Raw genomic sequence first — 23,817 nt, forward strand, 5'->3', positions numbered from 1 at the left:
CCAACCGGTTACAGCTGCTGCGTTACAAAGGACAGCATTTCGTCGGCGGTGGAAATGACCTTGGAATTGAGTTCGTAGGCCCGCTGGGTGGTGATCATGTTGACCAGCTCTTCCACCGCGTTGACGTTGGAACCCTCCAGCATGCCCTGCTGCAACAGGCCGGTACCACTGTCTCCCGGCGTCGCCACCACGGGCGCGCCGCTGGCCGCTGTTTCCAGGAACAGGTTCTGGCCGATGGCCTGCAGGCCCTGGGGATTGACGAAGTCCGCCAGTTCCAGCTGGCCGATCTGCTGCGGGTTCGGATCGCCCGCCACCGTCACCTGCACGGTGCCATCGAGCCCCACGCTGAAAGTCTGCACCTCGTCGGGCAGGGTAATGGCCGGTTCAATCTGGAAGCCTTCGGCGGTCACCAGCTGGTTGTCGCCATTGAGGTGCAACTGACCATTGCGGGTATAGGCAATTTCACCGTTGGGCTGCACCACCTGCAGGAAGCCGCGGCCATTGATGGCCACATCGAAGGGCTCGTCGGTCACCTGCAGGTCACCGGTGGAAAACAGCTTCTGGGTGCCGACCGTGCGCACGCCGCTGCCCAGCTGCAGACCCGACGGCAACTGGGACTCCTGGGCCGACTGGGCACCGGGCTGGCGCTTGATCTGGTACAGCAGGTCCTCGAACACCGCACGGTCTTTCTTGAAGCCCACGGTGGCGACGTTGGCCAGGTTGTTGGAAATGACCTTGAGCGAGGTGTCCTGCGCACTGAGGCCCGTTTTGGCGACAAACAAAGCTCCGTTCATAACGTGTTTTCCTCAGGGTTCGATCAGCTGAGCTGCAGGATGCGGGCAGCAGCGCTGGAATTTTCTTCAGCGGTTTTCATCAGTTTCACCTGCATTTCGAACTGCCGGGCCAGGCCGATGATCTCGGTCAGCTCGTTCACCGCGTTGACGTTGCTCGACTCCAGGTAGCCCGAGCGCAGGCTCACATCCAGCGCGGGCGGCAAGGGCGCGTTGCCGGCGGTATGCATCAGGCCGTCCAGCCCCTTGAACAGGGTGCCGTCATCGGGCTTAACCAGCTTGATGCGATCCACCAGCAGCAGCTCGGCCGCCCCTTCACCCAGGGGCCTGGCGCTTATGGTGCCGTCGTTGCCGATATCGACCTTTTCCGAAGGCGGAATCACAACGGCAATGCCACCGGCACCCAGCACCGGCAATCCGCTGCCTGTCACCAGCTGGTTGGCGGCATTGATCTGCAGCTCACCGGCACGGGTATAGGCTTCGGAGCCATCGGGCGCCACCACCGCGATCCAGCCCTCGCCGTTAATGGCGACATCCAGGTCCCGCCCGGTCTGCATCAGGGTGCCGGTGCCGGTATCCGTGGCCGGACGCTCGGTCATGGCGTAGACCCGGCTCGGCAGGCCTTCGCCAAACACCTGCATGGCGCGGGCCTGGGCCAGATCTGTCTTGAAACCGGTCGTGGTGGCATTGGCCAGGTTATTGGCGTGGGCCTGCTGCGCCACCATGCTCTCGCGGGCTCCGCTCATTGCCACATACAGCATTTTGTCCATCGACCGCTCCTGCTGGGAAAACCGTTGCCGCTTTCGCGACCTTTACGGTTATAAAGCAATTGCTGTGCCATGAAGGAGCAAGGAGCAAGGAGCAAGGAGCAAGGGGAAAGGGGCAAGGGGAAAGGGATTGGTGATTGGTGATTGGTAATTGGTAATTGGTAATTGGTAATTGGTAAAACGACCTCAGGACGCGCTTCGGCTCAAGGCTTCCAGCTTACGGCTTATGGCTTGTACCTTTTGCCTTGCACCTTGCACCTTGCTCCTTGCTCCTTGCTCCTTGCTCCTTGCGCCTTACGAATCACCAATTACCAATGACGAATAACCAGCGCTGGATGCTGCAGCCAGACATAAAAAAGCGGCACAGAGGTTATCCTCTGCGCCGCTTTTAACGGGTCCAAACCGATCAGATCTGCAGAATGGTCTGGGTTACCGTGTTGAGGGTTTCAAGGGTCTTGGAGTTGGCCTGGAAGTTGCGCTGGGCTTCGATCAGGTTGACCAGTTCGGCCGATAGATCGACGTTGGACTGCTCCAGTGCCGCCGAGCGCAGGCTGCCGCTCAGACCCGCACCCGGCGGGTTGACAATGGCAGCACCGGAATCCAGGGTAGCGGTCCATTCCGTGCCGCCGCTGGAGCGCAGGCCCGCCTGGTTCTCGAAGGTCGCGATGGCCACCACGCCCAGCTGCTGGTTCTGACCGTTGCTGAAGGACGCAATCATTTCACCGTTGCCGCCAAAGCTCACCCCCACCAGGTCACCCTTGGTGTAGCCGTCCTGGGACTGGGTTTTCACGATCGAGGTCGAGGCAAACTGGGTGGTGTTGCTCAGGTCCAGTCGAATTTCCGTCTCGGCATTGGCGGGGTCAGCACCGGCAATGGTGATCCCCGGCACGCTGCCGCCGGCCAGGAACTGCTGGCCGTTAATACTGTTCAACAGACCACTGGTGGGGTCGAAGGTAATGAGTACCGGCCCGACCTCGGTTTGCTGGGAGGCAAAGCCCGCATCACCGGGGTCCACTACCTTGCCGATATCCAGCAATTCTTCGCCGTTCAGGTAGGCGTACATTTGGTACACGCCCTGGAAAGAGTTGTCACCCGGGGTTACCGTGGGCGCGCCCATGACGCCATCCGGGTCACTGACCGCCAGCAGACCATCGGCAATATCACCGGAGGCCGCCTTGAAGGTGACGATCAGCTCGCCATTGTTGGCGTCGTAGATAACCGACTCCACATCCGGATTAATCTCCTTGATGGCCCCCTGGCGCGATGCCAGGGCCGCACCCATCTGGTCCTGGGTCATGCCGCTGTCCAGCGCGATCTCGACACCGCCAATTTCCACCACGCTATCCGCCGCCAGAGGGCCTGCCGCCAGAGCATAGGTGTGAGCCTCGTTGGCAGCCAGCTGCGCCGAGCTGATACCGGTAAAGTTCACGCCGCCGTCGTTATTCACGACCTGCAGTTCCTTGATGTCGGTCGCCGAGGCATTCATGCGTACCACCAGGTTGGTGCCGCTGACGCTGATACCGGCAATGCGCGGGTCCGCCGCGATCAGCGCGTCCGATTCGGCGGCGGAAATGCCGTCACTGGGATCAAATGTATAACCGGAGATTGTGACCGAGTTGGGCAGGGCATCGAACTCCAGCGTCTGCACCTCACGCACCGGCGGCTGCTCCACCATGTTCAGCTTGATGGTGTGCTCGTTGCCCAGGCTGTCGAAGGTGCGGACCGTGGTGCTGTAGGTAAAGGACGAGGGCTCATCCTTGCTGTAGGGCGTTAGCAACTTGGTGGCATCGGCGCGCGAGTCAATATTGACGGACAGGTCGATGCTATTGGTGGCGTTTGGCGGGCTCTCCTTCTGGGTTACGGCCAGGTTGCCCACCGGCAGCAGGTTGCCCTGGTCATCGATACCGTAGCCCTGCAGGTTCTTGCCGTCCTTGGAGACGATATTGCCGTCCTTGTCGAGCTCGAAGGCTCCGGCGCGGGTGTAGGTCACACTGCCCTGGCCATTGTCGAGCTGGAAAAAGCCCGAACCGTTGATCGCCAGGTCCAGGTTGTTGTTGGTAAATTCGATAGTGCCGGCACTGAAATCCTGGGCAATATCGGACACCGTCACGCCGGACCCGGCCGTATTGCTGGAGCCCGCCCCCACCACGGCGGTGGCATAGATATCGGCAAACTCGGTGCGCGAGCCCTTGAAGCCCACCGTGCTGGAGTTCGCAATGTTGTTGCCGGTGACATCCAGATCGGTGGATGCCGACTTGAGCCCGGTAATTGCCGTATTAAAACCTGCCATGCTGCTCTCCTGTGTGGTGCTTGCCGGCCGCGCTAAGTCAGATTCGGCTCAGCCCCGGCGACACCTATCCGAGTTGCTTGATATCGTTGATTCCGGCGGAGCCGACATCCGTGTTTACTTTCATGCCGATGCCATTCTGACCCAGCGTCACACTGTTGATCCGGTGCGCCATGTACAGATCCTGGGTCACGACCTCACCATTCACCTGGGCCTGGGCCACAACGCGGTACTGGCCAGCAGGGGTATTCTCGGTGCCACTCCAGACAAAGCTGTGATCCCCCGCACTCTGCGGTCCCATCTGCTGGGTATCCACCAGCACGCCGTTGCGGTCGTAGATCGCAACCCAGACGTTCGAGGCACTGCTGTCGAGCGACACCAGTCCCTCAACCTCGCCGCCCTCGGCCAGGCTGGCCAGGTCCGTCTTGAGATAGGCCTGCTGCCCCACCATCGAGGACGCCTGCAGCGCCGCCTGGCTGCTCATCAGGGACTGGCCCAGCTGATCCACCGAGGTGCTCAGGTTGGCGATACTCTCGACCGTGCTCATGCTGGCGATCTGCTGCATGAAGTCCGAAGTATCCGCCGGACTGGTCGGATCCTGGTTCTGCAGCTGGGCAATCATCAGCTTCATGAACATTTCGCTGTCGGACTCGTCGGCGCTGGTTGTCGTGCTGTTGCTCTGATTGGTCTGATTGATCTGGTTGAAGATATTGCTGTTACTGTCGATGGTACTCATGAGCGGTTACCTCCCGGGCCTACTGCCCCAGCTGCAGAGTACGCTGTAGCATCTGCTTGGCTGTGTTCATGATGTCCGCGTTGACCTGGAAGGAGCGCGATGCCGAAATCATGTCGGCCATCTCCTCCACCACATTCACGTTGGGGTAATAGATGAAGCCGTTTTCATCGGCCATCGGATGGTTGGGGCTGTACTCCTGGCGCAGCGGCGCATCGCTTTCCACCACCTCGGCCACGTGCACGCCAACACCCGCTTCAAGCCCCGGGGCTGCAAACACCTGGGCATCCTGCTGTGTCCGTACCTCGAACACCGGCTTGCGCGCACGGTAGGTTTCACCGGTACTGGAACTGATACTCTCGGCATTGGCCAGGTTACTGGCGGTGGTGTTCAGGCGCACGCTCTGGGCATTCATGGCAGAGCCCGCGATACTGAATACATTGGATAACGACATCGCTTACTCTCCGGTAATGGCCTTGCTCAGGCCCTTGAACTTGCGGTTCAGAAAATCGAAGGACGCCTGGTAATCAAGGGCGTTTTCGGTGTAGCGCGCCATTTCTTCCTGCACCTCGACGGTATTGCCATCCACGCTCGGCTGGGTCGGGATGCGGAACATCATGTCCGCCGCGAGCGAGGACGGATCTGACATGAGCTGCTGGTGCCCGGCCTGGGTGCTTTGCATCTCAAGACCGCTGGCAGGCGCCTGAGCCCCCTTGAGCATGCTGGCGAAGTCCAGGTCCCGCGCCTTGAATCCCGGCGTATCGGCATTGGCGATATTGTTGGACAGAACTTCCGCCCGACGGGCCCGCAACAGTGTTGCCGACTCGTGAATCCCCAGTGCGCTGTCAAAGCTGATGGTCATCCGCTTGCCTCTTTTCATGACTGCCAATCAATAAAGCAATCCACATGCCAATACCGCAATACCCCGTCGCCGCGGCCTCTGCGTACGCCCGCGCCGGACCCGGGCGGCAAGCTTTTACCGCCCTTTGCCAGCGGGCGGCAAAGCGGCAATCCGAGTCTGGGCGCTGCGGTTTACAGTGCCTGACAGACCTGAGATCATCGGCAGGCCTGCAGCACCTGGTTGCGGCGACCGCTTTGCCCATTCATTCAGGAAGGCCCCGTGACGCGTCTTTTGCTTTGTACCCTCAGCTTGAGCGCCACCCTGCTGCTCCCGGCACTGACCCAGGCCGACACCCTGGCCGCCGACGTCGAGACCAGCGCCCGGAATTACCTGGCCTCGCTCTATCAGCAGCAGAATCCCGAAGCCCGGATCGAGGTGACCATCAACCCGGTCAGCACGCGCCTGCGCCTGCCCGACTGCGCGACGCCTTTGGTTGTTGAAGCGCCCCGCGGCAGCGGCAGCCGCATCACCACCCGGGTATCCTGCGATTCGCCGCAGCACTGGGCACTCTTTGTCACCGCCAGGGTGGGCATCCTGTATCCGGTCATCGTTACCCGCCGGCCCGTGAGCCGCGGCGAAACCCTCGGCAACGATGATATCGAGAGTCGCCTGCTGGATATCAGCGACGAGACCCGCGGCTATTTCCAGGCGCCCGAGGATGTGATCGGCCGCAGCGCCAGTCGCCACCTGCCCAACGCCAGCATCCTCAATGCCGGCATGCTGACGCAAAGTACCCTGATTGAGCGCGGCGACAGCGTTATCATCGAGATACGCAGCGGCGGGCTGCACCTGCGTACCCAGGGCACGGCGCTGGAAGACGGCCTGGAAGGCGCGCAGATCCGGGTACGCAATGACCGCTCGGGGCAGGAGATCAAGGCGCGGGTGATTGCGCGTGGACTTGTGCGTCCCCTGGGGCGGTAAAGCAGCTGAAAGCTGAAAGCTGAAAGCTGAAAGCTGAAAGATGGTGTCCGCCGGCGCCAATTACGCATCACTATTCACGAATCACCAATCACGGCTCCTTGAAGCTAATGCCGGCCCATGACCCCACTGCAGGACTGGGATATACTGGCCATGATCGACCAGGGTTCTGGCGCCTGAAAAAGGCGGCCGCAAGCCGCCGCGGAAAAAACGCTAAAGTTTTGCCGGATACATCCGATATACCTCATCAGAAGCGAAATTGAGGATCAGCAGGATGGCTATTGATTTCACGGGGCTGCCGCCTAAAAGCCAGGCCAACGGTACCCGTGGCCCAACCGACAACAGCCGGGCAGGTAACCAGACCCAGTCTCCCGATGCCGCCGTGCCCAAAGCCGGTGGCGCTGCCGAGGTTCGACTGAGCGAAGCGGCCCAGGCCCTGCAGGGTGCCGACAAGGTACTGGCGGACACCCCCGAGGTAAACGAAAGCCGCGTGCAGGCACTGCGCAATGCCATCGAGTCGGGCACCTACGAAATTGACTACGAGCGCCTGGCACAGCGCATGGTCGACTTTGAGAGCACACTGGATTGACACCCCTTTTGCCCCCGCACAGCGATGCCTTTAACACCCTGACCCGTCAGGGTGTTGTCGTTTTGACCGACCTGCAGGCGCAACTCGATATCGAGTTCGCCGCGCTGTCGAACCACAGCCTGGACGATCTGCAGCAATCCACCGCAGGCAAGCGACTGCTGCTCGAGCAACTGGCGGAGCTCAACGCCCAGCGCGAACAGCTGCTGACGCAACTGGGTTACAGTGCGACCCGGGACGGTATTGTGCAGTGGCTTGATGCACTGCCAGCCGAACTGAAGCCGGCCAGCGAAGCGCTGTGGCAGGAGTTGCAGCAAGCGCTGGAACAGATCCAGCGCCTGAACCTTCGCAACGAGCAGGTCCTGCGGCGCAGCAGTCGCAACAACGACCAGTTGCTGGCCCTGCTGCGCGGCCAGAACCAGCGTCATACTCTCTACAATGCCAGCGGCGGCAAGGGGCAACTCTCGGCCCAGACCCGGCTCGGCAAAGCCTGAAAGCTGCAACCCTCCCACCGCGTGACCCGCAGGCCTGCGCTCACCCGGGCCTGACTGGCTACTGCAGATGACCTGCTAACACTCGGCATGCTCGATTACATCGACCACCGCGGCCAGTGCCTGCCTGAACTCCGCAAACAGTGCATCCATGTCATCTGCGTTACCGCCGGCCTTTCCAACCTGTTCCAGCCGCTCGCAGCAACTCCCCAGCGCCAGGGCACCAATGGCCCGGGAAGAAGACTTTAATCGATGGGCGATGGCAACTATTGCCTGATGATCCCGGGAGGCCACGGACAATTTCAGCTGCGAGCATGCCTGCTCTGCCGAGTGGCGATAATCCCGCACAAACTCCTCGATCAACGACGGGTCGTTCCCCACCAGCCCCACCAGGATATCGAGATCCAGCACCGAAAGCGCCGAATCCTCGTCACCCGCAATCGAATCGGGTTTCGGCTTTTCTATCGTGGTGTCAGCCATTTGTGGCAGCCATTGTTTCAGTACGGCGCTGAGCTTGTCCAGAGTCGTCGGCTTGGACAGGTAATCGTTCATCCCCGCTTCCCGGCACCGATCGGCCTCCCCTTTCAGCGCGTTGGCGGTCAAGGCAATAATCGGCATCGCGGGTTCACTGCTTTCCTGGGAGCGTATGGCCCTGGACAGCTCGTATCCGTCCATCAGCGGCATATGCAGGTCCGTCAGCAACAGCGCATAACCGCCCCCCTGCCAGGCTGTCATCGCATCACGCCCATTCTCCACCAGATCGGCGGCAAGTCCGAGCAGTGCCAACTGGCGCCGAATCACCTTCTGATTGACCTCGTTGTCCTCGGCGACGAGGATCAGCCGGCCCTGGGCAATCGCCTGCTTGCGGTCCGGCGGCAGGAAAGCCTGGCTCAGGAGTCCGGGCCCGTCCTCGTCCCGTTCGGGTTTGGAGCGGCCGGCGGCGACGGCAACCGCCTGCAAAAAACCGATGCGGCTCAATGCATGAATGTCGATGCTAAAAGTACCCGCTTCCTGTTGCTGTGCGTTTGACGGACCACCACTGTCGACGACGACCAGCATGGCAAACCGCTGCAGCGCCAGCCCCTTGCGCCACTGCAGGGCGGACTCATAGGACCCCTCAAACACCAGCACTGTCGCCTCTGGCTGCGCCTCGGACAGCTGCTTCTGCGCGGCGGACGCTTCCTCACTCAGAATCTCGGCGACGGCGCCTGCGTGTTCAAGATAGGTACACCAGTCCCGGGCCAGCGGCCTGTCGGCCGTCATCAGCATGCAGTGCAAGCCGACCAGCCCGGGCTCGGGTGGCCGCACAAACTCCCGGGTATCCTGAACGAATGGCAGGGTGACCCTGAACGTGGAGCCTTTCCCGGGCGCACTCTCAACAGTAATCTGTCCGTCCAGCATCCTCACCAGGTGCTGGCAGATTGCCAGCCCCAGTCCGGTACCGCCAAAGCGCCGCGTGGTGGACGATTCCGCCTGCACAAAGGGGGTAAAGAGTTTTGCCTGAACCTCGGCCGATATGCCAATGCCATTGTCGCGCACCGTCAGCTGTACGGTGGCGTCTCCCGCAAGCTCCGCACGCACAGAGACACGGCCCCGCCGCCCCTGGCCACCGGAAAACTTGATAGCATTGGAAACCAGGTTGTTCAGTATCTGGCGCAGCCGGATGCTATCGCTCAGAATCCGCGCCGGCAAGGCGGGGTCGGTATACTGCACCAGCCGTACGCCCTTGCCCTGCGATACCGGCTTGAGCGCATTGCAGACGGAGCCGACCACCCGTGGCACTGACACGGGCTCGCTGTCCAGCTCCAGCTTGCCGGCCTCGATCTTGGAAAAGTCGAGTACGTCGTCAATAATCGCCAGCAGACTGAAAGCCGACTCCCTGATTGTCTCGGCCAGCTCCACCTGGTGGGGTTTCAGACTGGAACGGGCCAGCAGATCCACACTGCCAATGACCCCGTTCATGGGGGTGCGAATCTCATGGCTCATGGCGGCCAGAAAGGTCGACTTGGCCTGGTTAGCCTGGTCTGCAGCCTCTCGTGCGGTACGGTCTTCTTCCTGGCGCAGCCGGTCCGTGATGTCTCGCACCACGGCGGCCAACATGAGGCCGTCCTCGGTATCCATCGGGCTGAGGCTGATTTCGGCGGGAAACTGCGAGCCATCCCGACGCAACCCATGCAACAGCGCCGCTTCGCTGCCGAGACTGCCAGAGGTTTCAGCCCCTTGGGCACCAACCTGCAAGACCGGATGCCCGTCACGGATATGCATGGGCATCAGTACGTTCAGGTTCTGGCCGGTGAGCTCCCCCCGGGACCATCCAAACAGCTGTTCTGCCTGGCGGTTGACCAGGCGGATCACGCCGTCCTTGTCGGTCATTACCATGGCATCGGGGGCAAACTCGAACAATCCCTGATATTGCCGGCGGTTGCGCTCCCGGGTCATGGCGGCGGCCACGGCCAGTGCAAATATCTTCAAGACCTGCGCGACTGCCGCCGTCTGTGGCAGCGCCAGGGTATCCATGACCGCAATCATGGCCAGAACCCGTCCACTGGGATCCCTGACCGGCTCGCCGGCAAAGGCCTCGACCGACTTTTCCCTGAACATGGCGTCCACGGGGTAGCGGGACCGGACGCCACTCTCAAACAGGCAGGTGCGCCCCTGCGCCAACTCAGACCAGGGCGCTCCCGGCGTCACGGCGCGAGCATCGGCAACAACTCGACCGCTTTCGACCCAGGCCACTGTGGTTGCGGTATCCGCCGGTTCAGCGGGACCAAAACGGCAAATCAGGGCGAAATCCGTACCCAGGATATCCGCGAGACGCAGCGTCGCCTGCTGATAGAACTCATCGCCCTCCAGCATGGTCAGTTCGGTGGACACCGCCTGCATGGCCAGCTCAAATTGCTTTTCGGCGGTAACGTCACGCAATATGCCGACATAGTGATGCACAGGCCCCTGGTTGTTCAAAATGGGCCGCAGCGTTACATGGTTCCAGAAGGAGGTACCGTCGTGCCGGTAACAGCGCAGTGTTTCGACAACAGGCTCCGCGTTCGAAAGGGCATCGAAAATGCTGTTGAGCACCCGTCGATCCGTCTGCTCACCGGGAAACAGGTTGAAGGGCTGCCCGATAATGGCCTCGTCATATCCTGTCATTTTGAACAGCGCGGAATTGGCATCCGAAACGGTAAATTCCTGCGTACTGACATCGATAATAACCATCCCTGAACTCAGGGACTCTATCGCCTGGTTGCGCGTATGGAGGTCTTGCTGCGACACCGCCAGCCGGTCCTGCACGGTACGGGTATAGGCCTCCAGCTTTTCCTTGGCCTTGGTCAGGTTTTCACGGCTTTTCTGCAATTCGAGGTTGGTGGCGTGAATATCCTCGAAGGTGGAAATCAGCAGATTAAAAATCTGCTCTTTGGACGCTGATATTTTTACCCGTTTGCCGAACAGTTCCAGGTCCGCCCCCATGCTGAAGCGGCTATCCTCCACGACGCTCCGATTATTGAGCAGGGCGTTAATGCGCGCAAGAAGCTGATCCATATCGTAAGGCTTGGTCAGGAAGGCATCGACGCTGCATTCAAGCCCACTGATAATATCGACCGGGTCCTTGCGTGCGGTCAGCAGCAGGAAAGGGATGCTTCTGATACCTGGCGTCTGTCGCACGATTCTGCAGAGTTCGTAACCGGAAATTCCCGGCATCACGACATCGGAAACGATCAGGTCGAAGGGCGCGTTCTGCAACAGGATCAGCGCTTCGTCGCCCGTATTGGCGACCTGCGCATCAAACCCGCTCATTTCAAGAATCAGGCGCAGCTTTTCAGCCTGAGTCTGGCTGTCCTCTACAACGAGGACCTTGCTCATGGCAGCACTCATGTTATTTCCCTATTAGCATTCAAGTCGCTTAACCTGACTGAGTCGCCGCGGTTACTCACCCGCTCTATCTTACTTCTGGTCATCGCACACAGTCACCGGCTCTGCCAGTGCACGCAGAGAATCTGCAATTTCCTTGAGCCCCAGCACCCTGTCCGCCAACCCCGCATCGATTGCCGCCTTGGGCATGCCAAAAACAACTGAAGATGCCTCATTCTGTGCCAGTATATGGCCGCCATAGCGCCTGACCTCTGTCAGCCCCTCCAGGCCATCAGACCCCATGCCTGTCAGAATGACCGCCAGTACCCGCTCGCCATAGGCCTGGGCAACACTGCAAAACAGCCTGTTGGCAGAGGGCCGAAAGCCACCTTCGGGTGCTGTCGCTGCCAGCCTGAGCCTCTGGTTCAGCGCCACCTCCAGATGATGACTGGAACCGGACAGGTAGACCGTGCCGCCTTTCAGCGGCTCGCCCTCCGCTGCCATCTTCACCGACAGGGGCGTGACGCTGTTCAGCCAGTGGACGAGCCCCTCGGTAAAGCCCGTGGTGATGTGCTGTACCACCAGAATGGGCAGCGGGTAGTCTGCCGGTAGCACGGCCAGCAGCTGGGCCAGGGCCCCTGGCCCTCCCGTGGATGCCGCGATGGCAATCAACCGGTAGTGCCGTCTGGCAGCAACGAAGTCTGCTCTGGACATGGCCCCGGCCAGGCGCCGGTGCTGGCGCAGCGGCTTGACCTGGGCATAGAGTCTCACCGCCTCGATAAAGCTGTTCTTCATGGCGGCATTGAAGAGGCTGCTGTCGGGCCCGGGGTACAGGCTCAGTGCCATGGCACCTGCCTGCAACACCCTGACTGTCACGTCAGACAAGGGCAGATCTTCATTGTCGGACATCATGATCACCGGGGTTGGACAGTCCATCATGATATCCCGGGTTGTCTGATATCCGCCCCGCGGGCCAAGTGCCGTACCGACGAGCACCAGATGCGGCCTGAGCCTTGCCGTCAACAGCACTGCATCACCGCCATTGGAGGCCTGCGCCACCACACACATATCCGGCTGTGACTCGACAATATCGTAGAGTCTTTGTCGGATGCTGGCTGAGGTATCGGCAATCAGTACCTGAATCATGACGTCCTCACATCAGCAATCGCTGTATCGTCTGGATCAACGCATCGAGTTCGAACGCGCTTTTCACCAGATAGGCATCAGCTCCCGCGTTCATTCCGTTGAGACGGTCTTCCTCGGAATCCCGAGCTGTCAGCAGTATAACCGCAAGCTCCTGGTGCTGAATGGATGCCCGGATTGCGGTTGTCAGTTCAATACCGTCCATGCCGGGCATCTGTACATCACTGACGACCAGATCGACGCTATGCTGATTCAGCATTTGCCAGGCCTGGGCCCCGTCAACCGCCGACAGCACCTCGAAGCCGGCGTCCCGCAATATGTTCTCTTCAAGCAGCCGCGTAGTGGCTGAATCATCCACCACCAGCAAGCGGTGCTTTTTCTGCGCTGCAGAAATGCCGATCGTAAGCCCGGCAGGGTTTTGAATGCTGCCACCCAGGTAGTCGCCGATCAGCTCCCGAAGATTCAGCACAGGCACCGGACAGCCGTGGCGATCCAGCGTAACCCCATGCACGTAGGGAACTTTTGCCAGGCGGGGCCCCAGGGGTTTTAGCAAAATATCCTCAATCCCCAGTACGTCGTCAACCGCCAGCGCCAGCGGCGTATCTGCCCCGCCACTGCGCACGATGACCAGATGAAGGCTGTCATTCTCCGTGCGCAGATCCTGCTGCCCAATGCCCAGCAGGGTCTTTAGATCCAGCACCGGCAGCGACGCTGAACCCACAAGCACCCGTTGCTGCCCCCGGATCGACACCAGGTCCGCAATCGCCACCTTCAGCATCTGCTCGACACGGGTAATCTCCAGCGCGTATGCATGCGTACCGAGCCTGATCAGCAGTACCTGCAACGTCGACAGGGACAAGGGCACCGACAGCACAAAGCAGGTAGAGTGATGACGTTGCGACTGCACAGTCACCGTGCCCCGGGCGCGCTCAATGGCCGTTTTTACCACATCCAGCCCGACGCCCCGCCCTGACACCGCATTCGCCGCCGCAACCGATGAAATCCCTGGCATGAACACCAGCGTCTCGTGCGCGCGCTCATCCTCGGGTATGGCAATGCCCAGCCGGCTCGCCGACGCCCTGATAGCGCTCGAATCCAGCCCCTGGCCATCATCCTCGACGCTGACGATGACCCCGGTGCCCTCCAGCCTGGCCTGCACCCGCAACCGCCCCCGGGCGGGCTTGCCGGCTTCTCGCCGGCGGTCCGCCGTCTCCAGGCCGTGAGAAACGGCATTTCTCACCAACTGGAGTACCGCCTGTCGCAGCACACTGACCAGCGAGCGGTCTATCTCCAGCTCTTCGCCCCCGGTCAGCAGCTCGACCTGCTTGCCTGATTGCACCGCGAGGTCACGCACGACCCGCTGCAGGCCCTCACAGACCTGCCTGAAGGGCACCAGGCGCAACTGCTGTAGCTCCGCATCAAGGGGCAGGCTGGCAGCCCGCATACCCTGCGCATCCGCTCTGAAATCAACCGCCAGCTCATCCAGCTGCTGCACCAGGGCATCGGCACTGCGCAGATGCTGCGCCGAAGAGGTCGCGCCCAGCTGCAGGTGGGCGCGCATGCCGGCGATCAGAGGCTCCAGCGTCTTGGCCCGCTCCTCGTACCTCAGGCAGGCAATCCGAAACTCGCTGCTGCGTGTCAGTATCCGGTCGAGCTGCGCTGCGCTGACCTGAACCCGGGTGCCGGCCCCCGATGCGTCCGGCTCTGGCGGGGCTGTGTCAGGCACCGCCGCGGTTGCCGCCTTGGCCGCTGGTATCGAATCGGCAATCCCGGAGGGTGCTGCAGAAGCGGCCGGCGGGCTCAAAGCCCGCTGTTCCGCTGCTGCCTGAGGCGCGCCGGCATCAGCAGCCTGGGACGCCCATGGCGCCTGTGCAGTCACCGGCTCCGACAGGGCCTGAGCCAGGCTTTCACAGAGTTCCACAAAGCTGTTTTCGGGCAGTGAGTCACCCGCTTCCAGCGGCACGCTGGTCTGTTCAATGGCATCGACGGCGCAAAACAGCAATTGCGTTAGCGCCGGACTCGGCCGCAGCTGGCCGTTCCGCAGTGCAACGAAGAGTTCTTCTATGTGATGGCTGAGAGCTTCGAGTGGAATCAGTTCCACCGAGCGCGCCGCCCCCTTAAGACTGTGCGCCGCACGAAACAGGCTGTTGATCAGCGTTTGCGCCTGAGCATCCGTTGTCGCCTTTTCGAGCGCCAGCAGGTTTTCATTGAGCGTGCCAACATGCTCCCTCAGCTCAAGCACAAAGGTCTTCATCAAGCGCTGAATAAGTTCCTGATGGCTCATTGGCAACCGCCCTCAGCCATTGAGCATCGTTTTGAGCCGGTCACTCAGCTCGTCCAGCTTGCCGGCGGTCGCCTCCACCTGCTTGACCGCGGCGACGCTCTGGTTGGTGGTCGCATTGATATCGTTCATGGCCTGGCGAATCTGCGAGGTCCCGATTGCCTGCTGGTTGCTGGAGGCGGAAATTTTCGCCGCTGAACGGGCGTTTTCCCGCACCGCCTGCAGCAGACTGTCGATCACATCCCGGCTACTGTTAACCGTAGTGATGGCCAGCTCCACTCTTTTGGAGCCCTCTTCCATCAGCATCACCGCGGAGCTGGTGGCCTGCTGTACCTCGCCCAGAATCTGACGCACATCGGTGGTCGCGCTGCGCGACTGGTTGGCCAGATCCTTGATCTCCCGCGCCACCGCCGAAAAGCCGGAGCCCGCCACCTGATCCCTGGATGCCTCAATGCCGGCATTGATCGCCAGAATATTCGTCTGTTCAGCGATATCACCCACCACACTGATGATCTTGCCGACCGACTGTGTTTTTTCCGCCAGCGCCAGAATATTGCTGGCGATTCGCTCACTTTGTTCCTGTACATGCGTCATGGCCTGAATGGCCTCCTCAACCCGCAGGGCACCTTTGTCGCCCACCTCGGCGACCTGCCGGGAAAGGTCCATCACGTTGCGGCTGTGCTCCACGGCCTGTGCCGCCGTCTGGTCCAGCTCTTCAGCCGTACTGTTGGTCTGGCTGACGGCGGCCGCCTGCTCCTGGGTGGCCGCCACCTGCTCTGAAGCCCCGGCCAGGAGCTGACGCGCAAAGGCGGACAGGTTGCCCGCCGCGGTGTTCAGATTGCTGAAGGCCCCCCGCATGACCCAGAACACCCCGCAAAGCAGCACGATATAGAGCAGCAGAAACAGCCACTGCACGAGCTCGGCCTCCTGCTGATTTTCCGCAGCCAGCTCCTCATAGGCCTCCACGGAGTCCTCTATCTTGCTGATAAGCCTGCGTAACAGCGGCTTGAGCAGCGCGATTTCATCCTGCAGTAGAGTCGTCGAGGGCAGGTTGAGAATCATCTCGATGCGCGGCTTTATCTCATTGCGCCACTGGCCTTCGCTTTCATCCAGGGCGGCCAGCACCGCCGGGGCAGTAGTCGCGTTGACTCCCTTGGCCGCATGCCCCTGGCGCAACCACAGATAACGCTCGTCCATCCGCTGGACGACGTCCTGCAGCAGGACGGATTCGGCCTGCAGGTCATCCGTTTCCTGTACGCTTTGCACTATCGATAACAGGGTTGCCCCCAGGTACCGGCCCTTGCCGTATATCTGGGCCGACGAAGCGGTACCCTGCATCTGCGAGATCAGGGTCATGTTAACCGCGACCTGCCCGATGGCCACCAGGGTAAAGACACCCAGAATGGTAACAAGCTTCGCCCGCAGGCTACCTCTGGAATAAACACTCGTTGTCATGGCGCTGCGTCCTTGTGAAATTACTTCTGATTTATCCATAAACCCGGGTCTGCCAGCAAGGAGCCCCCGTCCGCCAGAATACCCAGCCCGGGAACCATGCCGACCAGGTGGGCTGCCGTGCTGGCGGCCGCTGGCGCCCTGATACTGCCAGGCGCCACCTGCATCACCGGCCCCAGTGCGCTGGCGACAATCCCCAGCTCGGCACTGCCCTGCCCCAGCACGACCAGGTGCCTGGCGTTCCCGGCATCGGTTTGTTGCGGTGCCTGCAGCAGTGCCAGCAGGTCAATCACCGGCAAGATATGACCGTGGCAATTGGTAATGCCCACAAAAGGCGCCTTGAGGCCAGGCAATGGCACAATGCTGTCTAGATACATGACTTCCTGTACATGGCGGGCCTCTATGCCGTAACCCTCGGCATTGAGATGAAAGGTGATCACCTCGACGGTGGGGTCCGACGCCGCGACAACAGGTGTGGCCAGCGCCCTGGCGCGTTCTTCCAGCACCCGGCGCTCTGCCAGCGACACCGCAGTATCAGTCCTTCCCCCCCCCCCCGCGAAGGCGAGCGCCCCGTCCTCCATCACGCCTTTTGCATTGTCGCTCATCTATCCTCTCCGCATTTCCAGACGTGCAATCTGTTTGCGCGCTGTTGCCATGATGTCTGCGGCGGTTACACCCTTGACCAGGGCAACCAGCGCACCGGCCGGCTGGCTGGCGGCCAGCCGGTAGGCATGCTGGCACGCCCGCCTGGCATCGTCCTGGCGACCCAGTCGCTCCAGCACGGCGGCCATATTGAGTTGCACAATAATCAGGCTGTCATCCAGGTAGAGCGCCTTGCGAAACGCCGTCACGGCCGCGTCCAGGCAGCCCGCGGCAACCGCCTGCAGTCCCTGCTCGAAACAGTCCGCCGGACTCTGCACACCGACATGGGTGCTTGGCGCCAGCACCTTAACAGCCGGCGGCGAGTCAGGTGCCCGACGCGGGGCCTCACCGGACTGCGCCAAAACGGCTGTTGCGGCCCTGCCCTGGCGGTGAACCTCGGGCGGCAATGCCCTGCCCTGGGCAGGGCTGCAAAATGCAGACGCCGGCTCAGGCAGAGGCTCTGCGCAGGCTTTTGCGCTACGGGCCGAAAAGACACCGGTGCCGTGGTCGGCCTCGGCCGTCGTTCTTCGCCGGTACAGCACACCTGCGGGCGTCACCAGGGTTTCACAACCGGACACAACAGGCGCCAGGGGGTCGGACGGCCCCGTGATCAGCCAGCCGCCCGGCGCCAGACAGCGCTGCAGCCGCTGTACCACCTGCTGTGCCCGCTCCCGGTTGAAATAAATAAGTACATTGCGGCAGAGCACCAGATCCAGGTCGCAGATCCCGCTTTCGGTATCCGGATAGGGCGAGCGCAACAGGTTGTGCCGACGAAAACTGATACGGCGCCGCAGGCACGGATCGACCACGAAGTCCCCATGCGCCACAGCCGAGAAATAGGTTTGCCTCACGGGCCAGCGTTCCTCACTGCGAAATGACCAGGGCCGATACACGCCAGCCCGCGCCTTTGCCAGTGCAGCATCGGACATGTCGGTGGCCAGCAGCCAGGCCCGGTCAAGCAAGCGGGCCTCGTGCAGCAGTATTGCCAGCGAATAGACTTCCTCCCCGCTGGCACAGCCCGCACTCCAGACCCGCAGTGAGGCAAAAGCCCCCTGCCGGGAAACGAAGTCGGGCAGAACCCGATCCCTGATAAAGGCAAACTGCTCCGGGACGCGAAAAAAATAGCTTTCCTGCACGCTCAGGTGCTCAACCAGCCGGCCATACAGGTTCGGATCCTGGTCCAGCCGCTGCAGGTATTCGCACAGATCAGCACAGCCTGCCTGCTCCGCCTGATAGCGGATGGCCGAAACCACGTAATCGAAACGATCGTTTTTTTGCCGCAAGCCAAAATGGCTGCAGACCCAGTCTTCTATTGTGTTCACCGCTGCGTCCTCCCTGACATGGGTCACTGCAACGCCAACGTTCATCCCGGGATCAAGCAGACACCTTACCGCTACCCTCATTGCGACGGGGGCTCGAGCAATGCCTGGTCCAGCTGCGCGGCTTCGAGATCATTCAGAAAACGCCCAAGCTCATGAATAACCATCAGGCCATCATCAAGCCGGGCAATGCCCGCAATAAAGTGACTCGCTCGATGTATATCCGTTGCAGGTTCAATCCGGGCAGCATCGATTGTGATCAAATCCAGTACCCGATCCACCCGGATCGCCACCAGCCGTTGTGCTAGCTTTACCAGCACCAGGTACTGCGTAACACTCAGGGGCTCAGGAGCCAGGTTGAAACGTGCGCGAATATCGAGCACCGCCACCAGCCGGCCATGGTAATTAATGACGCCCTCCACCACGGACGGCGCCCCAGGTAGCGCAGTGACAGCGACCAGCCGCACGGTTTTCACCAACGATGCCACCGGCAACCCAAGCTGCAAATGGCCCAGTGACACCAGCAAAAACTGCTGCTGTGCATCAACAGCCAACGCTCCGGTTTCAGACATTCCCAGTCCCTTGCAAAGGCCGCGGACGTTCTCAGCCTAGAAGTTATCAATAAACCTTGCCACCGCCGCCATTTCCGCCTGGAACAGCGGTATCAGCCTGGCGATAACTGCCAGGTCCTGCGCACCGGCTGCGCTTTCGAGCCCCAAACAATGATTCGCCAACGGGCTCGCGCCGATGGAGAGCGCCGAGGACTTGAGCTTGTGGGCAACAGCACCGATATCCTCTACTTTTCCACCCTCCCAGGCAAGCAGCAACTGATCCGCCATCTGACCGCAGTAGGTACGAAAATCCTGCAGAAATTCAAGGATAATATCGGGTGAGTCGCCGACAAGCGATGCCAGCACCTGGGTGTCCACCGGCCCCGCCGTGGCTGGCGTGTCCGTGATTGCAGTTTCCGCGGCCGGCGTGGGCGCGATTGCCCCGGTATCTGCAGCTGCATTGGCATTGGCAGTGACAGCCGCAGGCTGCGGGCCCTGCGCGGGCATCCACTTTTCAAGCATGGCCTGCAGTTCTTCAAGCCTGGCCGGCTTGCTCAGGTAGTCATCCATGCCGGCCTCGACACAGCGCCGTGCCTCCCCCTTGAGGGCATTGGCCGTCAGGGCGACAATCGGGCGATGTGTGCCGGGTTGTGCCTGATCCCGGATTGCCGCGGTGAGCTGGTAGCCATCCATCTCTGGCATGTGCAGGTCTGTCAGCAGCAACGCATAGTTGCCGCGGCACCAGAGTGCCAGTGCCTGCGTGCCATCGGCCGCCATATCGGCGTAGTACCCCAGCATCGCCAGCTGATGCGACAACACTTTCTGGTTGGCCAGATTGTCTTCTGCGACCAGGATCAAGCGCCCCTGCTGCAGGGCCTCGAGGCGGGTCGGGGGCTGCAGACTGAGCTGCAGCGGAGCACGCGACGGGGGCGTTTCATCAGGCGACAGCTGGCCATTAGCCAGCGCCAGCGCCAGCGTCGCCATCAGCGTCTGGCGGCTAAGGACGTTGCCATCCACCGTGACACAGTTGCTGTCGATCGGACGGGGCTGTCGTCGCTGCCCCCGCTCAATCAGCACATAGCGACGGCGGCTAGCTGCCGGTGAGCCGGCGTACAGACCCAGTTCCGAAGGTGCAGCAGCTCGCCCTTCCACGTCCAGAATCCACAATTCAGGCTCCAGGCCCGACGTCTTCACCCAGTCGTGAGCGCTGGCAATATCGGCCACCTGCCAGACATCGGCCTGCCCGTGGACAAGGTATGTCGCGATATCGGTGGCAAGGCCGTTTTCGGCCCCGATCACCAGGCAGCGCAGACCGGCAACCGGTGAAGGCTCGGGGAGTGCACCCGACGTAACCGGCAACAGGGGCACCGTAACCGTGAAGACAGCGCCTTTGTCCGGCTCGCTCGCCACCTGGATATCACCCTGCATCAGGCTGACCAGATGTTGCGAAATCGCCAACCCCAGCCCGGTACCGCCAAAACGCCGCGTGGTGGATGAATCCGCCTGCTTGAAGGCCGTGAACAGGCCGGCCTGCGTCTGGGCATCCATGCCGATACCGTTGTCCGCAACCTGAAACTTGACCCGCACCTGCAAACCGCTCTGGCCGGCCGACAGCATTCTGACCGATACACGCCCGGGATTACCTTCAGCGGAAAACTTGATGGCGTTGCTGGCCAGGTTCAGCAGGATCTGCCGCAGTCGCAGTTCATCTCCCAGCACTTGATCCGGCAGGGCCGGGTCCGTAAACAGGGTCAGCTCGACCCCCTTGCCGGCCGCCTGGGCATCCAGCATGGCGCAGGTTTTCTCAACCAGCTGCGCGATCTGAAAAGGCTCCGACTCCAGCACCAGGTGACCCGCCTCTATCTTGGACAGGTCGAGGATGTCGTCGATGATATGCAGTAGCGACAGCCCCGAGTCGCGGATCAGCTCGACCATGTCGAGCTGATAGGGCTGCAGCCGGGACTGCTCCAGCACATCGACCATGCCGATCACGCCATTCAGGGGGGTTCGAATTTCGTGGCTCATGGTAGCCAGGAAGTCGGATTTCACCCGGCTCGCCGCCTCGGCGTCACGCCGGGCCTGGGTCAGCTCCTGCGTTCGCGCATCCACACGCCGCTCCAGGCTCTCGTTCAGTTGCTCTAGCGCCTCTTCGGCCCGCTTGCGGTCCGTGATATCGCGTGCCAGCATAATCACCCGCAGGGCCTTCCCCGGAGTACTGCGCTTGGCCGAAGCCGACAGGTCAAACCAGCGCTCCCCACCGGACAGAGACAGGCATATCTGCTGCCCCCGGGACTGGCCGCGGCGAACCGTTTCATCAATCGCCCGCCCAACCGCCTGGGCAGCCTCACGGGACAGGACGTCACTGACGTTCATGCCCACCAGGGTCTCCTTGCGACGTGCCAGCAGCGAGTGCCCGCTGCTCCAGACCTGGTGGTATACGCCCTTTTCATCCAGATCGAACAGCGGGTCCGGAATGGCCTGCAAGGTCGCTTGCAGGTCGCCCGCAAGATCCCGGCTGAGGTGCTCGGCTCGCACACGCTCGGTGATGTTTTCATGCGCCAGCACCACCCGTACAGGCCCGCGGGCGGCAAACCGGGTGATTCTGCACAGAAACCAGCGCTCTTCGTCCGGTCCGGGGCAGGAATACTCCAGGCTCGCTGCGGCGCGAAGGCCCTGCATGACCTCGCGTATCAGGGTTGCCGCCTGCGCGCCCTCCTGTCCGGCCCGTTCGCAGCTATCCAGATAGTTGACCCCTTCACCCACCTGCTCCGGCGCCATGCCATTGTCCCGGGCAAACAGACGCCAGGCACGATTGGTGGCCAGAATAACGCCGGATTCATCCAGCACAACGATATGGGCCGCCAGCGTATCGAGCACTTCGCGCACGAAATGCTCGCTTTCATGCAGCTGGGCCGTGCGCTCGGCTATCGTGCGCTCAAGGCCTGCATTCAGCTCAACCAGACGCTTTTCACTCTCGCGCAGTGCCAGCTCAAGCTGTTTCTTGTCATGGATATCGGTCGTAACACCGGAGATGTACAGCGGCCTTGCCTGGGCGTCACGGCTAACGACGGAGCCACTTACATGAAACCAGTGCCAGTCCCCGGACGGCAGCCGCAAACGGAACTCGGCTTGCGCCTGATCCTGCAGCCCCTGGGCCAGTGCCTCCTTTTGCGCCAATGCGCAGGCCCGATCCTCCGGATGCATGCGCGCCCCCCAACCCTCGCTCGCGGCTTGCATGTCCTGTACCGGTGGGCCGAAAATATCCGCCAGGACGCCTGTACGTGTCAGCCTGCCCCGGGCCAGATCCACATCCCAGTACCCGAGCTGACTTCCATCGATCACACGCCGCAGCTGCGCTTTGGCTTCATCCAGTTCTGCGGTGCGCCTTTCCACCTGCCGTCGAACACGCTGAGTCTGGCTCGCCGTCATCAGTACGAGCATGAATGCAAACAGTGCCGCCAGCACCGCCCCCGCCAGATAGAGCTTGATGGCCGTCGTTTGACCCGGCTGCCAGGGCGACAGGGACCAGACCTCCAGCACCACTGAGTCGTCACTGTACAGGTCCAGCGGCCCGGCCCAGTCCGCCTGCCGCTCTTCCGCCCGGGGTACAGCCCGCTCAAACAGCACTGTGGACGAGTTCGGACCGGACTTTTGCATCACACGCAGGGCAAGCCCCTCCTGTTCAGCACCTTGCATCAGGCGGGCCAGGGGCGCACTTTGCAGTGTCAGACAGCCGGCAACGACCCCTTGCAGCGCATCCCGCCTGCTGCGCTGGTCGGCCACCTGGGGATCAAGCGTGATCGGGTACACGGGGATGAACAACAGCCGGCCATTGCGGCCTTCACTGCACGGGCTGCTTAGTAGCGCGACCGGCTGCGCCCTGTCTATCGCCCGCTGTATGGCATCCCCATGGCCGGCGGCAAAACCGAGATCCAGGCCCAGCGGCGGGGCGCCATTCACACCGTAGGTCACAAAGCGCAGCGGGAAATACTGCTCCCGTGAGCTTGCCGGAACGAAGGCGCCCTGCTCCTCCGGCTCAATAATGATGAACTCGCTGCGCTCCTCTTGCAGGCTCGGCTGCTCGAGCCGGATACGATCGGCTAGTGATACGCGCGGCGCCCACCCCAGCCAGCTGATACCCTCTGTCGTCACAGCCCTGCGCGTAAGGTGCGCAAACTCCAGCCGGGTGATGCCCGAACTGGCGGCAACAAAATCCGCCAGGGTAATTACTGCCTGCTCCTGATGCGCTACCAGGCCTCTCAGCTGCTCGTGCAACTGGGCCCCGCGGGTCTCGACGCGCTGTTGCTCCGCGGCCTGTTCGGATCGCGCCAGCCAGTAGTATCCGCTGACCAGGATGCCGGCTGTCAGCCAGGGCAGCATCAATAGCTGGGCCGCACTGCCAACATGCTTTTGCCTGAGCACCGCCATGGCGAACAGCAGCGGCACAACCAGCAGCATGCCCAGACAGTCGCCGGCCCACCAGGTCATCCAGATGGCGGCCAGGTCCGCAACGGGGATATGCTGCAACCCGCCCAGGGCCGCGCTACCGATAGCGGCGGACAACATGCAGCTGAGCGGCACACCCAGAACAAGCGGGTAGACCAGCGAGCGCCTGGACTCAAAATCGCTCGACCCAGCAATGGCGCGATACAGCGGGTATATCAGGCGGCTGGCCACCAGGGCCTGAAGCGTGGCACCCAGGGCAATGGCAGCGGCCAGCCCCAGCACGGTGGTGGTAAACTCCCCTCCCAGCAACTCGGCGCGCCTGAGTACGGAAAATACAAAAGCCCCCAGCCAGACCCCGGGCCAGGACGACGATCCCAGCATCAGCATGCCGGCCAGGGCAATACCGGCCGGCAACCAGACAGGGGCGGCCAGCCCCGGCGGCAGAGCCAGCGCTATACTCAACTGGCCCGTGGCCCAGTAGGCTATCGCCAGCAGCGTGACACGTAGCCAGAGGGGCCAGGCGCGCGGGTAAACGGCGGCCGATCGCGGGCGCTCAGCCGGAGCCGATGTGTGACTCTGAGACATTTCTAGCATCGTCCTTGTGTACGGAAACCGGGAATATAGGAACTTCAAGGGCCCCAAAAATCGGGCCCGGCCTGAAAG

17 protein-coding genes are annotated in these 23,817 nt (G+C 61.8%); 3 read left to right on the forward strand and 14 right to left on the reverse strand.

Annotation, left to right across the window (positions count from 1 at the left end; all coding sequences use genetic code 11):
• Nucleotides 1-8 precede the first annotated feature (8 nt).
• From flgG to flgB, 6 genes are all read right to left on the reverse strand, one after another.
• Nucleotides 9-794: a flagellar basal-body rod protein FlgG gene (gene flgG / locus KDW95_RS12125; RefSeq protein ID WP_255852059.1), complete on the reverse strand. Its 786-nt coding sequence runs from the start codon at nucleotides 792-794 to the stop codon at nucleotides 9-11.
• A gap of 23 nt (nucleotides 795-817) precedes the next feature.
• A complete protein-coding gene (locus tag KDW95_RS12130) occupies nucleotides 818-1,561 on the reverse strand; it encodes a flagellar basal body rod protein FlgF (RefSeq protein WP_255852060.1) in 744 nt (247 codons plus the stop codon).
• A gap of 403 nt (nucleotides 1,562-1,964) precedes the next feature.
• The gene (locus KDW95_RS12135) at nucleotides 1,965-3,848 is read right to left on the reverse strand and encodes a flagellar hook protein FlgE (RefSeq protein WP_255852061.1); all 1,884 of its coding nucleotides are present in this window, start codon (nucleotides 3,846-3,848) and stop codon (nucleotides 1,965-1,967) included.
• Nucleotides 3,849-3,912: 64 nt separating this feature from the next.
• Nucleotides 3,913-4,581 carry a flagellar hook assembly protein FlgD gene (locus tag KDW95_RS12140; RefSeq protein WP_255852062.1) on the reverse strand — a complete coding sequence of 223 codons (669 nt, stop codon included), beginning with the start codon at nucleotides 4,579-4,581 and terminating at the stop codon, nucleotides 3,913-3,915.
• 19 nt (nucleotides 4,582-4,600) lie between these two features.
• Nucleotides 4,601-5,032 (reverse strand): flagellar basal body rod protein FlgC, encoded by a 432-nt coding sequence (gene flgC / locus KDW95_RS12145; RefSeq protein WP_255852063.1) that lies wholly within the window; start codon nucleotides 5,030-5,032, stop codon nucleotides 4,601-4,603.
• A 3-nt stretch (nucleotides 5,033-5,035) separates the two neighbouring features.
• Nucleotides 5,036-5,440 carry a flagellar basal body rod protein FlgB gene (gene flgB / locus KDW95_RS12150; protein WP_255852064.1) on the reverse strand — a complete coding sequence of 135 codons (405 nt, stop codon included), beginning with the start codon at nucleotides 5,438-5,440 and terminating at the stop codon, nucleotides 5,036-5,038.
• Between the two features lie 258 nt (nucleotides 5,441-5,698).
• Between flgB and flgA the strand changes: the two genes are divergently transcribed.
• From flgA to KDW95_RS12165, 3 genes are all read left to right on the forward strand, one after another.
• Nucleotides 5,699-6,400 carry a flagellar basal body P-ring formation chaperone FlgA gene (gene flgA, locus KDW95_RS12155; RefSeq protein WP_255852065.1) on the forward strand — a complete coding sequence of 234 codons (702 nt, stop codon included), beginning with the start codon at nucleotides 5,699-5,701 and terminating at the stop codon, nucleotides 6,398-6,400.
• A 271-nt stretch (nucleotides 6,401-6,671) separates the two neighbouring features.
• Nucleotides 6,672-6,986, forward strand: coding sequence for a flagellar biosynthesis anti-sigma factor FlgM (flgM, locus tag KDW95_RS12160; RefSeq protein ID WP_255852066.1), 315 nt, complete (start codon nucleotides 6,672-6,674; stop codon nucleotides 6,984-6,986).
• Between the two features lie 8 nt (nucleotides 6,987-6,994).
• A complete protein-coding gene (locus KDW95_RS12165) occupies nucleotides 6,995-7,477 on the forward strand; it encodes a flagella synthesis protein FlgN (RefSeq protein ID WP_255852067.1) in 483 nt (160 codons plus the stop codon).
• 75 nt (nucleotides 7,478-7,552) lie between these two features.
• Here the strand turns inward: KDW95_RS12165 and KDW95_RS12170 are convergent, their stop codons facing one another.
• From KDW95_RS12170 to KDW95_RS12205, 8 genes are all read right to left on the reverse strand, one after another.
• Entirely contained in the window at nucleotides 7,553-11,332 is a 3,780-nt protein-coding gene (locus tag KDW95_RS12170) for a response regulator (RefSeq protein ID WP_255852068.1), read from the reverse strand.
• Between the two features lie 81 nt (nucleotides 11,333-11,413).
• A complete protein-coding gene (locus KDW95_RS12175) occupies nucleotides 11,414-12,466 on the reverse strand; it encodes a chemotaxis protein CheB (RefSeq protein ID WP_255852069.1) in 1,053 nt (350 codons plus the stop codon).
• Between the two features lie 7 nt (nucleotides 12,467-12,473).
• Nucleotides 12,474-14,747, reverse strand: a complete 2,274-nt coding sequence (locus tag KDW95_RS12180; protein ID WP_255852070.1) for a hybrid sensor histidine kinase/response regulator — start codon at nucleotides 14,745-14,747, stop codon at nucleotides 12,474-12,476.
• 12 nt (nucleotides 14,748-14,759) lie between these two features.
• Entirely contained in the window at nucleotides 14,760-16,199 is a 1,440-nt protein-coding gene (locus tag KDW95_RS12185) for a methyl-accepting chemotaxis protein (protein WP_255852072.1), read from the reverse strand.
• Nucleotides 16,200-16,219: 20 nt separating this feature from the next.
• Nucleotides 16,220-16,801 carry a chemotaxis protein CheW gene (locus tag KDW95_RS12190; RefSeq protein ID WP_255852073.1) on the reverse strand — a complete coding sequence of 194 codons (582 nt, stop codon included), beginning with the start codon at nucleotides 16,799-16,801 and terminating at the stop codon, nucleotides 16,220-16,222.
• Nucleotides 16,802-18,160 (reverse strand): CheR family methyltransferase, encoded by a 1,359-nt coding sequence (locus KDW95_RS12195; protein ID WP_255852074.1) that lies wholly within the window; start codon nucleotides 18,158-18,160, stop codon nucleotides 16,802-16,804.
• Between the two features lie 77 nt (nucleotides 18,161-18,237).
• Entirely contained in the window at nucleotides 18,238-18,729 is a 492-nt protein-coding gene (locus KDW95_RS12200) for a chemotaxis protein CheW (RefSeq protein ID WP_255852075.1), read from the reverse strand.
• A 36-nt stretch (nucleotides 18,730-18,765) separates the two neighbouring features.
• Nucleotides 18,766-23,739 carry an ATP-binding protein gene (locus KDW95_RS12205; RefSeq protein WP_255852076.1) on the reverse strand — a complete coding sequence of 1,658 codons (4,974 nt, stop codon included), beginning with the start codon at nucleotides 23,737-23,739 and terminating at the stop codon, nucleotides 18,766-18,768.
• Between the last annotated feature and the right edge of the window lie 78 nt (nucleotides 23,740-23,817).

This window comes from Marinobacterium rhizophilum (genome assembly GCF_024397915.1).
Lineage (GTDB): Bacteria > Pseudomonadota > Gammaproteobacteria > Pseudomonadales > Balneatricaceae > Marinobacterium_A > Marinobacterium_A rhizophilum_A.

Bases quoted from the DNA above. Each gene is read 5' to 3' on its own strand.
- KDW95_RS12175 (WP_255852069.1), bottom strand. From the start codon at position 12,466: ATGATTCAGGTACTGATTGCCGATACCTCAGCCAGCATCCGACAAAGA.
- KDW95_RS12130 (WP_255852060.1), bottom strand. From the start codon at position 1,561: ATGGACAAAATGCTGTATGTGGCAATGAGCGGAGCCCGCGAGAGCATG.
- KDW95_RS12205 (WP_255852076.1), bottom strand. From the start codon at position 23,739: ATGTCTCAGAGTCACACATCGGCTCCGGCTGAGCGCCCGCGATCGGCC.
- KDW95_RS12140 (WP_255852062.1), bottom strand. From the start codon at position 4,581: ATGAGTACCATCGACAGTAACAGCAATATCTTCAACCAGATCAATCAG.
- flgB (WP_255852064.1), bottom strand. From the start codon at position 5,440: ATGACCATCAGCTTTGACAGCGCACTGGGGATTCACGAGTCGGCAACA.
- KDW95_RS12180 (WP_255852070.1), bottom strand. From the start codon at position 14,747: ATGAGCCATCAGGAACTTATTCAGCGCTTGATGAAGACCTTTGTGCTT.
- KDW95_RS12185 (WP_255852072.1), bottom strand. From the start codon at position 16,199: ATGACAACGAGTGTTTATTCCAGAGGTAGCCTGCGGGCGAAGCTTGTT.
- flgG (WP_255852059.1), bottom strand. From the start codon at position 794: ATGAACGGAGCTTTGTTTGTCGCCAAAACGGGCCTCAGTGCGCAGGAC.
- flgM (WP_255852066.1), top strand. From the start codon at position 6,672: ATGGCTATTGATTTCACGGGGCTGCCGCCTAAAAGCCAGGCCAACGGT.
- KDW95_RS12200 (WP_255852075.1), bottom strand. From the start codon at position 18,729: ATGTCTGAAACCGGAGCGTTGGCTGTTGATGCACAGCAGCAGTTTTTG.
- KDW95_RS12190 (WP_255852073.1), bottom strand. From the start codon at position 16,801: ATGAGCGACAATGCAAAAGGCGTGATGGAGGACGGGGCGCTCGCCTTC.
- flgC (WP_255852063.1), bottom strand. From the start codon at position 5,032: ATGTCGTTATCCAATGTATTCAGTATCGCGGGCTCTGCCATGAATGCC.
- KDW95_RS12135 (WP_255852061.1), bottom strand. From the start codon at position 3,848: ATGGCAGGTTTTAATACGGCAATTACCGGGCTCAAGTCGGCATCCACC.
- KDW95_RS12170 (WP_255852068.1), bottom strand. From the start codon at position 11,332: ATGAGCAAGGTCCTCGTTGTAGAGGACAGCCAGACTCAGGCTGAAAAG.